The sequence below is a fragment of the Acidisphaera sp. S103 genome (assembly GCF_009765975.1).
Lineage (GTDB): Bacteria > Pseudomonadota > Alphaproteobacteria > Acetobacterales > Acetobacteraceae > Rhodopila.
Genome location: NZ_LMUJ01000115.1, coordinates 21,392 through 34,852, shown reverse-complemented (window position 1 = coordinate 34,852; position 13,461 = coordinate 21,392). Strand labels below are relative to the sequence as shown.

Genomic DNA, 13,461 nt, shown 5'->3' with positions numbered 1-13,461 from the left:
TCGCGATAGCGGGCAGGTGATAGACCTGGATGCGATCGTGGCGGGGCTGAATTTGGCCTGACGGAATTTTCGGCGGTTTGGGCTTACACCCCCATCCCGCGGATTTCTGGATGCGGGCAACCATAAACGATGGGGTCCTCAGGGTTCAGGTATCCGCCGATGGGAAACGTTGGCCGCTCGTTCGTCTGGCTCCATTCCCGAAAGCAACCTCGTACATTGTCGGACCGATGTGCTGCACCCCTGAACGCGCTGGACTGGAGGTGGAGTTTTCCGAATTTTGTGTCGGCCCCCCGAGCAGCAGGGATTTACACGATCTCGCCTAATTACCCTGAGGGGCGCAGCCAATTATAAACAAGGCGTGCGATGAAAGCCTTCAGCTTGACTGGAGAATGTGCAGAGAAGTCCGAGCTGGTGAGGCGCCTAGTCGTGAACTGGTGGGACCCGGGCTGCAGGTGTCGGCAATCAAGCGCGTCTCGAACGCGGTCGATTGGCGTTGTACAGCCGCGAGGGCTGCTGATCGCGCCGACCACCTCTCACTTATCGCGGCGCAAGATTCTCTGACGAATGCAATGACCATTGTGACCGTCGACGGAACGTGCACAGAGTCCCGACAGTTGGCATGGAGAAACCATGAAATCAGTGGACGGTTTGGAGGAACCACTCACCGACGCGGCTTTGCGCCAGCGTGTCGCCGAGCTTTCGCGGGTGCAGCGTATCGGACGGATTGGCGGTTTCGAGATTGATCTTCGTGATGGCCAATTCTTCAACCAACGGTCACCGGAATATCTGTCAGTTCACGGAGTTACGACCGACGCAGCCCGCGAGGCCCATGAAGCCTGGGTGCAGCGGGTGCATCCCGAAGACCGCGGGCGGGCCGAGACCCATTTCAAGAACTGCGTCGCGGGCGACGCTCGTCACTACTCATCCGAGTATCGCATTGTCCTGCCCGGCAAAGGCGTTCGATGGATCTCGGCGATCGCTGAGATTGACCGCGACGAAGCCGGGGCGCCGCTTCGAATGATCGGCGTGCATATCGATATCACGCGGACGAAGGAAGCCGAGGAAGCGCTGCGCGCCTCGGAACTGGCATTGAAGGAGAGCGAACAGCGGCTCCGCGACCTCAACGCGGGACTGGAAAAGCTCGCCGACGAAAGAGCTCGGCAGCTTGCCTCCAGCCGAGCCCAATTGCAGGCATTTTTTGACAATTCGCCGGACTGGCTGACGTTGCAACGCTGTACACCGGATGGAAGATTTATCTATGTGGACATTAATCCCACCTGTGAAGAAGCCTATGGCCTGCCGCGCTCTCGGGTAATCGGACGTCGGGTCGAGGAGATCCTCGGCGAGGAAGGCGCGCAGATTACGCTCGCGCATTTCAGAGAGTGCGTCAGAACCGGAAAGCCGCAACGCTATGTAACTCATCGGACGATGGCTGGGATCACACGATTCATCGACGTGATATCAGCCCTGGTTCCTGGCGCGCATGACCGGGGGGATCGTTTCCTTTTGACATCAGCCCGCGATCTTACCGACCACCAGCGGTTGGAAACGCAACTTCGGCAGGCTCAGAAGATGGATGCCATCGGGCAGCTTACCGGCGGCGTCGCGCACGACTTCAATAACTTGCTCACCATAGTCCTGGGTAATGCCACTCTATTAAAGAAAGGAATCGCCAAGGACCCGACGAAGCTCGTTGACAATATCCTCCTTGCGGGCGAACGCGGCAGCGCACTAACGCGGCAATTGTTGTCCCTGGCGCGTAATCGCCCCCTCACCCGCCAGGTTATAGATTTGACCGCCCACGTCCCAAAAATGACCGAGATGCTGCGCTCATCACTGCGCGGCGACATCAATCTTCGGATTTCGGTCGATCCCAACGCGGGCGCGATCGAGGCCGACATCGGTGAATTGGAAATCGCCCTTCTGAATGTGGCCGTGAACGCGCGCGATGCGATGCCGACAGGCGGCCAATTTATTATCGATGTTCGCGAGGTTGAATCTGGAAGCCCGCCGGTGGAACTTCCGCCAGCCCAATACGGCTACGTGGCCATTGCCGCCCAGGACAATGGAATGGGAATGCCGGCGGACGTCATCACCCGTGCGTTTGAACCGTTCTTCACGACGAAGATGCTTGGGTCAGGGACCGGGCTTGGCCTGAGCCAAGTATTCGGCTTCGCAAAGAGCTCAGGAGGTATTGCCCATATCGCAAGCCAGCCTGGCGAGGGGACTTGCGTCACAATCATTCTGCCGGTGACCGGCAAGAAGGATCATAGCGCTTCCTCGGTTGACGGCGATAGGTCGCTGCGACGGCTATCGGGACGCGTTCTCCTGGTTGACGATAATGAAGAGGTAATAACCGTCACAAAGGCGATGATTTCCGCCATGGGACTGGAAGTGGAGACGGCCGCGAGCGCTGCCGAAGCACTTGAGCGACTTGCCGCCGGTTTGGTTCGTTTCGACCTGATGTTAACGGACGTCGTCATGCCCGACATGAGTGGCGTCGATTTGGTGCGCGTGGTCCACCGCCTCCACGCTGAACTTCCTATCATTTTGATGTCAGGTTACAACGACGCCTCGACCGCGAACGAGTATCATATACTGAGGAAGCCAGTACCGTACGATAAGCTGCACGAGGTGATTCAAGCCTCTCTGAAATCCGCTTACTAAATCTGAATCTGCGTGGGTTTTCCTCAAGCCGTGTGACTTTTTTGGCGATCTTTCCAAGATTTCCAGACAATTGACAAAAAAATATTGCTGTTTTACGGACTTCTGGTGCTTGTTCGCCAGTCGCATAAAGAGTGTATTACCCTTCAGGGCGCCGGGCAGCTCAGGGTCGTGATATGCCGAACGCAAAGGAAGATCGACGCATTGTTGATACCTGTGGCGATAGTAGCAAGGCCGGCAAATAAGCCAACTATCGTTGCGATGACAGCTATCCGCTTCTGAAAAGTGGTGAGGTCGAGAATCCGCCTGATCTCGATCCGACGCCCATCCCAATAGAGCTGGCGCTCAGAATCGATGCCGATGCGGTTGAGGTCTTCCAAGCCGATGGGCTCGACGCCCTCCGGCCATTTCGGAGGAATGTGTGCGCTCAAGGGTTTTTGGCCTTCTCTAGAGCGGTAAGCCGCTTATCCATTTGCGTCAGCAGGTCGACCAGTCTGGTTAGGATCTGATCGTGCTTCCCTACCGTTTCAAGCAATTGGTCAATCGTCGCGACGGCACGCAGAAGCGTGTCCCCGACAGGCTCCTTCGCCATAAATTAGGAGACGCGGCGGAGCAGCTTATCTGCGCTGGTTGATAGCTGCTTGCCCCTGCGCTCTATGCGTGTGAGCAACCGGTCGAGCTGCTGGACCTCACGGGCGTCCGGCGTGAGCCTCGTTGCAGGGGACCCGAAACGCGAGGGTTTCTTATCGGAAGCCACTGTCCGGCCGGCCAAGAGAAGCTGATCTTTCTTTGCCATCGGCGGTTTTGTCGGCTTTCGTCCTGCGGTCATTGATCCATCCTCATCTGCGCCGATCATAGCTGGAAACCGGGCACGAAATCCATATGGGGATTAAAGGGTTGGTGATCCACTGGCCACTGGACTTTACCGGGGAGACGCCTCGATGCGATTCGGCTGAAATGCTGGACTTTGCCGGGGAATATCTCCGAGAATCAGGTCACCTGGACTCTACCGGGACTCGGGACTGGACTTTACCGGATGGTCTAGGGAAGCAACCGGCGAATCGCGTTCCGCGAGGGCGCGATCCTGCTCATGACCGGGGGCTTTGAAGGCTTCAGGATTATGCCGGTAGGTCCATCGAGGGACACATTGGCATCGGGATAAACAGCGAGCGCTAGCTCCAGCGTTTCCCGGAAATGCTGCTTAAAATGGTCCATGCGGATAATCCCGCGCCCAAACTGGGCGTGGAGTGCCTTCCATGAAATCGGCCGCGGCTCCTTAAGTGAGTGCAGCCGATAGGAAAGCCAAACATAGACGTCGAGCGCCATGCTGTTGTTAGCAATCTGCTTGACGGCAGCTTCCTCAATTGGGACGGGGTGCTTCTGAAGCTGCTCGAAAAATCCTTCACTTAATTTGGCAGTTTCGATGAAAAGATCGCCCTGTGTGCTGTCGTCGGAGACGAACATGGCGCTATCAAGGATATTTTGGTTCACGAGCCCACTCCGGCCCGCGGTTGATATCTGAAAGGTAAAGCGGCACCGGCTGATGCGTTCGGCCTGGTCGCGCACATCCCTCATGCTCTTGCCGCCGATCGGGATTTCGAGACGCTTGAGCCACGCGTGAAGGCTACGGCCTAGCTCAATTTCGCGGCTCTGGGTGCGAATAGCCTCTGTCTGAAGGTAGAGTATGATGAGGCGGGCGCGAGATCCGTAGGGAACGCCGACAGATATTGGGCTTTGCCCCGGGACGGCTCTGAGCCCCGGTTGTACGATCAGTGATACCCTGTCGTTCTGGATTTCCCAGTGGGCATCGTCGGCTAGCCTTCGGTGAGGAAGAGATGCCTGCGCCCAGCCAGCATAGACAAAGCCGATTTCGCCGTCTTCGGCAGCCATATAAGCTGCTGCCGCATCCAGGACGCGACGGTCAACCTCACTGTTAAGCAATTCTTGCTTACCATGCTCGGTAAGCAACTTGTGCACTTCGCCCATCGCGTTTGGTTGCCTCAGCCAACGTCCCCACCATGCCTGTCTCGATGGTGCCTTGTCACCCTGGACTTTGCCGGGGTTGCGATAAGGTATTTGTAGATTCTATTAGTACACCCGGTAAAACCCAGTGGATAAAATCCGTAAGTCACTGACTTTGTGGATTTCGCCTTTTGCGTTCCCCGGTAAAGTCCAGGGGTGTGCCCGGTAAAGTCCAGCCGATTCTGTGGATAAATTTCGTCCGTATGATGGTCGGTTAGGTTTGACGTGCGCGGAGTCGCATTTGAGCGACTCCAACCCCACCCGGTAAAGTCCAGTCGCTCTGTCATGCGTTAGTACGCACGAGCGTTAGGGCGCATGAGCCCCTGCCCTACCCTTTGCGGCGAAGCTGGGCGGCCTGGCGCTTCATGAAGATCCCGGCCTGAACCTCGATGTCGCCTTGTTTGATCAAATCCCCAAACCCGTGAGCTGCCAGCGCTTCCAGAATGACCGATTTCATCGAGGCTACTGCTCGCCGATCCGGGTCGTCTTTCCTCATCCCTACCTCGGCTTGTAGGGCCCGTTTCAACCGTCTTGGGACCTCTATGGTGAGGACCTCGTTTGGTTCGGTCGGCTCTGGCGGAAGTGTTACCTCGGTGACAAAACCGGGCCTGACCAGGCCATCAACCCTAGGCTCTGGCCTGCGAGGAGAAGCCCGCAGGTCAGGACGCGGAGGTGGTTGGGGCGTTTCGGGCGGTTCATCATCAAGCGAGCCAAGATTGGGCGTGACCAGCTTCGCATTCATGGTCACGCCGTCTCCCGAGAGGCTGCGACGATCTCTGCCAAGGTATCCCGGACTTCCGTATATAGGGCTTCGAGGTTACGGGCGGCTCCCCCATTGGGCTCGTCAAAAATGGGCGCTACCCGGCTGAAGCTCGCGCGTTTGAAGGCTGTACGTTCGAAGACAGGCGTCCTCAGCCTCGGCAAATTCGCGTTGTCGAGCGCCTGTTCGACCACCTTCTCGACTTCGGGCCTAAAGCCAGTCGAGGCACGGCTGATGACAATACGATATGGAATTGTGCGCCGAGCACTCTTTCCAGCCTGCACGACATGGCGGGCTGTCGAATGGCAGCTCCTCAGGTCGTCATTTGATGGTTGGACCGGGATCAGCACCAGGTCCGCATAATGGATTGCATGGAGCATCGCGATGTTGGCTGAGCCCTGAAGGTCGCACAAAACCACGTCAGTAACGTCTGCCAATGCCTGGATGATGTCACCAATCGAATCCTGGTCCGCTTGGGGTGCCAGGACGATGGAAGCATCCGGAACCTGCGGCGAGCTGCGATCCCATGCCCTAACGGTTAGACCGGGAATGTCATCACGGCCGGTCCAGACGTCCCTCCCCGCCTCCTTGGTGCGGTCGGCGAAGAACTCGCTGGAATGCTGCTGGATGAGATCGGCATCCACGATCCCGACTTTGTAATTATCGCGCGCGAAATGGATTGCGAGATTGCGGACGAGCGTGGATTTGCCACTTCCGCCCTTTTGGCCCGCCACGGTAAGCACTGACATATCATTCTTCCCATAACCTCGAACGCCCAAGCGTTCGTACCCTCAAACGCCCATATCATCGAGCGTCCATCCCGTCGAGAGTATGCGTGGTTAACCTTTTGACTTTTCGTGCCTTTAAACCTTCGAAACTCCTATTCTTCGACCATTCATAAGTTCGTGAGCTAGTACGTTCGTACGATCAAAATGGCGCACCCTGAAAGCTTCATGCGATCGTACGTTAGTACCCTTGAACGTCAATACCTTCGAACGCCCGACCGCCAAGGCGTGACGGAAGTCCGGATCATCAATATGTCGCGCCGTACCGAGCGGCATGACCCCGAACCTTCAATGTTCCAAACTGTTATAAGTTCGAGCGTTCGAACGGACGAAGGTTTATTCGCTTGGGTCAGACCGTAACCTTTAGGTTTGGCCAACGATACCCTGCAGCGCGTGCTTCGCATTACTCTGTAATGGAAGGCACGGCGCTCGATTGGCATGATCGGGGGCAGGGGAGGGGGGCGGTAACCACGTGAACTTCACAGATGAGCCGCGGCTTACCGCTCCCTCGTCCCGACTCGGGATGGCGGGGTGGGAGCAACTCCTTCTCTCAATGGAGCAAGGGTCGAAAGCCCAAAAGCCCACGTTTCGAGCGGTGTGTGATCTCTGTGGCGATCCCCGATGAGCAGAATTCCGCCAGCAAAGCTGCCGCATTCGGGGTTTGTCTCCAAGGACTTCATTTGACGGGAGCTGGGGTTGCTCCGGCCAGACCGAGATGCTCCGCTCGGGCCAGCAGGTGTTTGACCGAAGAGGGGTGCCACCGCGTTCCACCCCGTGGCGTGCGTTCGCGCATGGTCTCAAGCTGAGCGGCAATCTGCTGGAGTGTGCGGTCGGGCGCTGCCCCCTTGATCCCGGCAACCAGTCGGACAAGCCGGTCATCGCTTTGTTGTGGCGGAGCCCGGTCCAGCAGGCTGGCCTCAAGGATGCCTTCATCGGCCAGCCGTCGTACCGTGCGGCGCAACCGCTCGACCGTCCAGGTCGCCGCCTGGCCGCGGTTCAGCACCCGTACGACATCCCCCCAGGGCTGGTTCGGGCGCATTTGCCGCACGGTCGGCAGCCAGGCGTCCAGCCCCGCGAGGACGCCCTCCAGATGCGCGGCGTCACGGCTTGCCCGCAGTTTCCGGATCGCATCTGGGTCACCTGCTCGCAAGCCGGGGTTGCCGCCGACACGGCCGCGCGCGCGGGCCGCCCTCAAGCCGGATTTGGTGCGCTCGGCGATCAACGCACGTTCAAGCTGGGCGACGGCTCCCAGCACCTGCAACGAGAACATGCCTTGTGGCGTCGACGTGTCGATTGGGTCGTGCAAGCTCCTGAAATGCGCTCCCGCGGCCTCCAGCTGCTCAATGACGGCCAGCAGGTGGCTGACCGAGCGGGCAAGACGATCGAGCCGGACGACGACGAGGGTTTCGCCGGCGCGGATCGCGCGCAGCAGGCGTGCCAACACGGGGCGGTCGCGATCGGCGCCTGAGGCATGCTCTTCGAGGATTGTGGCGCAGCCGGCGGCAAGCAGTTCATCGCGCTGCGGATCGGTCCCCTGATCATCGGTGGAGACGCGTGCGTAGCCGACCAAGCGGGCAAGGGCGGCCATTTTCCGGGCTTTGGGCGGCGTCATACCGAAGCTTCTCCTCAGATGGGGTCTTTTACAATTGAACAAGATGTTTTGAAACGGTCGTTTGCAGAGGTGGCCGGGTGCCAATTGATGGCTGCCTGGCGCGAAAGCAGACCGGTAGGGCAGGGGGCTCAACGATCGAGTCGGCGCAATCGGGGGCGTGGGCCTACGGCCAAATTCCGCGCTTAGCGCGGCCAAATCGACGAATCCTGGTGAGTTTTCGGAGCAGCCGCGGCCCGAAGCCTGCCCCTCACGGGGCTCCGGGCATTCCGACGGCAGCGGGGCGACGATCGATCCTGCGCATCGAGCACCAGATAATCTTACCACGCCTTAGTCAGACTTGCCATAATCTTCAAAGCGATTAGAATCCCTGCACGAATCAGCACACCCCCCGACGGAGGCAACGGATGACCGCGGTGAGGTGCCTTCGGCCGGAACCACGAAGACGAGGAACGGAGGTGGCCGCATGACGACGGGCAGGATCGTGGCCCCGGCCGATCCCATGTCGGCAGGGGCAGTGTCCGAACCTGCCCTGAACGTGTCTGACCCATCGGAAGCAACCCCCCGCGTCGGCTCGGCGGCGGCTGTCACGGCGCGGCAGCGTCCGCCTGCCAGAGCAGAGACACAGCGGCTCTACGCGACGGATTGGAGGGTGTTCGAGGATTGGTGCCGTCAGCAAAATTTGGTCCCACTGCCGGCTGAAACTGCCACGGTCGCTGCCTTTCTGAGCGAGGGCGCGACAACGTTGAGCGCCGGCGCGCTGAGCCGCCGTGCGGCCGCGATTGCGGCACGACACCGCCAGAGCGGCTTCGCCTCGCCGGTGGCAGATCCAGCGGTGACGGTGATCCTGGGGGCGGCCCGCCGCACCGCCAGGCCACGCAGGCCGACGCCCAAGCCACCGGCCATGTTGGTCCGCATGGCTGTGCGGTGCCCACGCGATCTGGCCGGCACACGCGACCGCGCGCTGCTGCTGCTGGCCGCCAACGGTCTGGGTCGCGCCGCACTGGTCGGCCTCGACGTCGAGCATGTTCGCTTCAGCGCGACGACGGCTGAGCTTTCGTTGAACGCTGTGGGCCGTCAGACCAGCGAAGGACCGGCGGGGGAGGGCAGGGGGGGCCGGGTCGTTGTCTACCCAGACAGCGACCGAGCCGTCTGCCCGGTCCAGGCGCTGCGGGATTGGCTCGACACGTCCGACACCCAGTTCGGGCCGGTGTTCCGGAAAATCGATCGCTGGGGAACGCTGGAACACCGCCGCCTCGGTACCGACGCCATCCGTCGGATCCTGGCGCGTCGTACCCTGCGGCGCACCGCCAGGTCCCACAAGGCGCCGCAGCGAATACGCGACGGCGTAGCCGGGTGAGCCGCCGGCCCGCCGTTGCGGCCACACAAGCCGCCGCCACCAAGGCGGAGGCGGCGGCCGATGCTCTGTTGGCGTGGCTGCAAGCCCAGCCACGTGCGATCGGACCACGCCCGGAGGCGACTTCAGGTGACAGAGAGAAGGGCGAGGCGCGGGCGGAACCTTTTTCCGACACGCCCGGCACGGATGCGGTTGAACCCCGACCCCACATCGCGATGGCAGCCGGGCAAGAGCCGCCCGATGTTTCTGATGCGGCCACGCCCGTACCACCGCATGACCCAACGCCACGCGAGCGCCAGGCACCGTTGCAGTTGGATCACACCGATTGGCTGCATCACCGGCTGCTGATCGCTGGACCGGAAGCCGATTTGGCCAGCCTCCGGGCTGCCGCTGTTGGCGCCGGGACCGTGCCCTGGCACATCGACTTCGACCGGATGGAAGAGGACCTCTTTCATCTGCTGGTCGCGCCGCCGACGCGTGCGGGCGCGCTGACTTCACCAGCCCGCAGCGTCAGTCTCGCAGGTGCGCAGATCCTGGCCGGCCAACTCCGTGCCGCTGCCTCCCGCCGCCATGCCCTGGCTGTTGCCCGGGTCGGACACAGCGAGGCCTGCCCGTTCGACCTGCACGCGCTTGTCCCGGTGCCGGACACCATCCTGCTTCGAGGCCCCGACGATTCGGAGGTGCTGGATTGGCTTTGGACGCACTGGGGAACGACGCAGACACTGCGTCACGTGGTCGAGGACGAAGCGATCGCCGCTGTGGCGGCAGCGCGGGAGCCAACCGCGCCGGGAGAAGCGTTCTGGGCCCTGACCTTCTGGTCGGCCGATTGGACGCCGTGGCGGGCTCTGGCGCAAATTGCCGCGCGTTGGCCGGCGCTGCGGTTCGACATCCGTCCAAGCTATGACGTGCCATGATCGACACCGCGGACGATGACGGTCTGGTGGAGTCTGCCGATGCAGCGGCGTCCGCCTGGGAGGATCCGCCGCGCGTCGATCTAACGGACGCCGCGCCGGTTCTCGCCGTGGACGGCTTCGAGGGTCCGCTCGACTGGTGGCTGGAGATGGCGCGGGCGCAAAAGATCGATCTGGCGAAGCTGTCCATTGCGACGCTGATTGGATCTTTTGTCACAGCGATGGACACGGCCCTTGCCACCCGGACCGGCGGTCTGCTGCCGCGCTGGGCGGTCTGGACCGTGATGGCGGCGACGCTCACCGAGCTGTGGTCCCGGTTGCTGCTGCCGGCCGATGCGCCGGCGGCGCGCGCGGCTGTCGAAGAAGCCGAGGCACTGCGCCGGCAGCTGCTCGACCGGGCGCGGATGCGGGCCGCGGCGGACTGGCTGGAGCGGCGGATGCAATTGGGCCGCGACGCCTTTCGCAGAGGTCGGCCGGAAGTGTCAGCGTCGGACCGCGGCGGTGATCTCACCGAGTTGCTGCGCGCCTGCCTGCCGGCACTGCAGGTACCGGAAGAACAGGCGGTCGGGCTCCGGCCGCGGCCACCGCCGCTGTGGACCGCCAGCGACGCGCTAGCACGGTTCGCCCGGCTGCTGGCTGCGTTGCCGGATGGCAGTCCGCTCGCCGCTTTTCTGCCGCCGATCCCTGAGGATGCGCCATCACGCACGTTGCGTTGTCGCGCGGCGGTGGCCAGCACCCTGATCGCGGGCCTGGAACGCGCGCGCGACGGCGCTCTGTTACTGGAACAGGAAGCCGACTGGATGCCCATCCGGGTCAGCCGCCGGGGAGACGACGGTCCCGCCGTCGATGCTTCCGTGCCACCCTAATGACGACGGCGTCGTCACGATCGGCTCTGCCGTCAATTTCGACGACGCGTCTGGCCACGCCCGTGGCAAGGCGCGTTTCCACGCCCGAGGTGGGAATATGTCACGGTGTGCTCGAGAACTTCGTGCGCCCGGGTCGGCCGACATTCCCGGGCCGAGGCATCCATCGAGTAATTTCGAAAAAATCGAGCGGCGCGATCACGAACGCGAAAGCCCCGCGGTGGACGATTGGGGTGCAGCCTAAGATGAAGTACTCGGGCTGGATGGATAGCAAATCTCAATTGGATGACCGCCCGGCCAAGGCAGCCGGGAACGTCAACACGGACCGGGAAGAACGGCTTTTACGCTTCGTTGATATCCTGCGCGCCGAACAGATCCGCGCATCCATCAGGGCGGACACGGAAGGTGGCGGGACAAGCTTTCGCCGATGGCGCGGACTTGCCCTGTTTCTGGTCGTCGTGGTCATTGCGATTGGGGCTGCTGCAGCGTTTCTGAAAGCCCCTGGCCCGTCTCCGGTTCGTCCGAACGCCGAGCACGACTCGGCGGTCGGGACGGCATCGGTTCAGGCGGCGGCGCCAGCCCATCACAGTCAATCGGCTCCGGCCCAGCAAATCGCACCCTCTCGGGCGCCTGAAAGCGTGCCCGAACCTGTTGCTCCCACCGCCGGTCCGGTCACCCTCAATCCAAATCCTCCGGTCGCCGGGGTGCTTTCATCGAGCAACGCCCTTCCGCCGGGGTCTGCGCCCGCACAACAGGGGGCGGCTGTTTCGCCAAACACAACCGGACCCACTGTGCCGCCCGCCGCCGTCGCGGCGCGCCCAGACACCGTCGAGCCGCTCGCACCGAGTCATGAAGCAGATGCGTTAGCCGCCTCGCCGCCGATCAGGGCCGACACCGAGGTCTCCGAACCCGAGACCACCAAGCCCGTTCTGTTCGTTTACTACCCAAAAGGTTCGCTGCGCGCTAAAGCAACCGCGCGAATCTTGGCGACGCGGATCGGTTCGGAGGTGACAATCTCCGACATCAAGGCCGCAACCGGTCTGCCCAACGATGCGATAATAAAGTTCTCCGAAGGGAGAAATCACGAACGCGCCCGAATGATCGGCAAGTCTTTGGGACGTTCAGGATATCGATGGAGGATTGAGAAAACCCCCACTCCGGTTGGATCGCACCGCAACATGATCGAAGTCTGGTTGCCGAAGAAGTAGCCGCGCGTTCTGGATGTTATGAGAGATCGTCAGCTGCAGCGCAGATGCAGAGATCCGGCGGTCGCCTGGGCGCCTCGCGCCGTGCCTCAGCAGCAACGGGACTTGGGTGCAAATTCACGACGATGCCTTCCTTGGTCTCACCAAGACCTGCGCCAAGCACGGCGTGGCGTTCTGGGATTATCTCGGGAGCCGTCTCAATTTGCCCGGACAACCACTCATTCCACTGCTGCCATGTCTCATTCGATGCCGTGGGCAACCCGCCCGATACCGTCGCTTGCCCAGGGTTTATACCAGGGCGTCGATGCCGAGACGGCCAAACGTCGCAATGCACTTGATCCGACCGCTATAGTGGAATTACGCTCGCCCGAGTGAGGTTCGAGGTGCCTGAATGACGGCAACATTACTGAATTTTAATCAGGAATTTAGTATTAATCAATAATAATAGGCCCGCATCGTCATAGGTTCACCGGAGTGATGCATAACTGCTGTCGGGATTGCCTTGTGGTCCGAGTGACTTGTAAAGGGAGAAGGGCGAGCCGGGAATGAGCCAGACAAGCGGTGACCGGCAAACAGTGTTTGTCGTGGCAGGGCGGCCGCGAGCATGCATCGCCTTGGACCGAAAACGCAACGGAATCAACAATTGGGCAGGAAACCTGAGCCGATGACCACGACAATTTCGCTTCCCCACCAGATCGGCTTCTACCAGTGGGAGGGCGTCAATCAGGTCGGACTGGAAACAGGAACGCTGGGAGGCGCTAACGTAACGACGAGTGAATATGCGCTATTCATGATCGGGACCAACGACACCCTGATCAATACCGGCGCGATCCTCAACGGAGACGGCAACGCCGCTATTGGCGTTAGAAACGCATCCAGTACCATCATCAATCAGCAGGGCGGAACAATCCAGAGCTTTGGGGGCCCATATGGGAATGGCGTTTACTCATCCAATGCGGTTTTCATAACAAATTCCGGCTTCATCAGCGGTAGCGGCGTCAGTTCCGACAAGTCAGGCAATGCCATCAATATAGGGGGCGGCTTCGTCAGCAACACCAGCACCGGCACTCTCACCAACGCCGGCGTTTTTATGACTGGCTACGGTACCGTTATAAATTCGGGCAAGATTTTCGGCGACAGTGTCTACGGCGGCGTGGCTTTGAGCACAGGCGGAATGGTAACCAACCTGGACGGTGGTTACATCGCGGCGAGCGGGGCTGGATACGGTGTGCAGATCAAGGGTGGCGGCACGGTCACCAACGCTGGCGAAATCAACGGCGGCTCT

12 protein-coding genes are annotated in these 13,461 nt (G+C 61.0%); 7 read left to right on the top strand and 5 right to left on the bottom strand.

Features of this window, described 5'->3' with window-relative positions; translation table 11 throughout:
* Positions 1-77: 77 nt before the first annotated feature.
* Entirely contained in the window at positions 78-323 is a 246-nt protein-coding gene (locus tag GSQ89_RS37985) for a DUF1349 domain-containing protein (RefSeq protein ID WP_256367381.1), read from the top strand.
* 307 nt (positions 324-630) lie between these two features.
* On the top strand, positions 631-2,667 hold the full coding sequence (locus tag GSQ89_RS37980; RefSeq protein ID WP_158933309.1) for a PAS domain-containing sensor histidine kinase: 2,037 nt from the start codon (positions 631-633) through the stop codon (positions 2,665-2,667).
* A gap of 143 nt (positions 2,668-2,810) precedes the next feature.
* Here the strand turns inward: GSQ89_RS37980 and GSQ89_RS37975 are convergent, their stop codons facing one another.
* The 5 genes from GSQ89_RS37975 to GSQ89_RS37955 all read right to left on the bottom strand — a co-directional run bounded on the left by GSQ89_RS37975 (position 2,811) and on the right by GSQ89_RS37955 (position 7,843).
* Positions 2,811-3,095 (bottom strand): hypothetical protein, encoded by a 285-nt coding sequence (locus tag GSQ89_RS37975; RefSeq protein ID WP_158933308.1) that lies wholly within the window; start codon positions 3,093-3,095, stop codon positions 2,811-2,813.
* 610 nt (positions 3,096-3,705) lie between these two features.
* Positions 3,706-4,650 carry a replication protein RepA gene (locus tag GSQ89_RS37970; protein ID WP_158933307.1) on the bottom strand — a complete coding sequence of 315 codons (945 nt, stop codon included), beginning with the start codon at positions 4,648-4,650 and terminating at the stop codon, positions 3,706-3,708.
* A gap of 364 nt (positions 4,651-5,014) precedes the next feature.
* Complete coding sequence (locus GSQ89_RS37965; protein WP_158933306.1) at positions 5,015-5,428, bottom strand: hypothetical protein; 414 nt, start codon at positions 5,426-5,428, stop codon at positions 5,015-5,017.
* A 2-nt stretch (positions 5,429-5,430) separates the two neighbouring features.
* A complete protein-coding gene (locus tag GSQ89_RS37960; RefSeq protein ID WP_158933305.1) occupies positions 5,431-6,195 on the bottom strand; it encodes a ParA family protein in 765 nt (254 codons plus the stop codon).
* A 712-nt stretch (positions 6,196-6,907) separates the two neighbouring features.
* Positions 6,908-7,843 (bottom strand): recombinase family protein, encoded by a 936-nt coding sequence (locus GSQ89_RS37955; protein ID WP_158933304.1) that lies wholly within the window; start codon positions 7,841-7,843, stop codon positions 6,908-6,910.
* 463 nt (positions 7,844-8,306) lie between these two features.
* Here GSQ89_RS37955 and GSQ89_RS37950 point away from each other — a divergent pair, with 463 nt between their 5' ends.
* From GSQ89_RS37950 to GSQ89_RS37930, 5 genes are all read left to right on the top strand, one after another.
* Positions 8,307-9,200 (top strand): hypothetical protein, encoded by an 894-nt coding sequence (locus GSQ89_RS37950; protein WP_158933303.1) that lies wholly within the window; start codon positions 8,307-8,309, stop codon positions 9,198-9,200.
* Positions 9,197-10,111 carry a hypothetical protein gene (locus GSQ89_RS37945; protein ID WP_158933302.1) on the top strand — a complete coding sequence of 305 codons (915 nt, stop codon included), beginning with the start codon at positions 9,197-9,199 and terminating at the stop codon, positions 10,109-10,111. Before GSQ89_RS37950 ends, GSQ89_RS37945 begins: the two co-directional genes overlap by 4 nt.
* Entirely contained in the window at positions 10,108-10,974 is an 867-nt protein-coding gene (locus tag GSQ89_RS37940; RefSeq protein ID WP_158933301.1) for a ScpA family protein, read from the top strand. Before GSQ89_RS37945 ends, GSQ89_RS37940 begins: the two co-directional genes overlap by 4 nt.
* A 242-nt stretch (positions 10,975-11,216) precedes the next feature.
* Positions 11,217-12,179, top strand: a complete 963-nt coding sequence (locus GSQ89_RS37935) for a hypothetical protein (RefSeq protein WP_158933300.1) — start codon at positions 11,217-11,219, stop codon at positions 12,177-12,179.
* 661 nt (positions 12,180-12,840) lie between these two features.
* Positions 12,841-13,461, top strand: a 621-nt coding sequence (locus GSQ89_RS37930; protein ID WP_371734342.1) for a hypothetical protein, incomplete at its 3' end; no start/stop codon positions are given.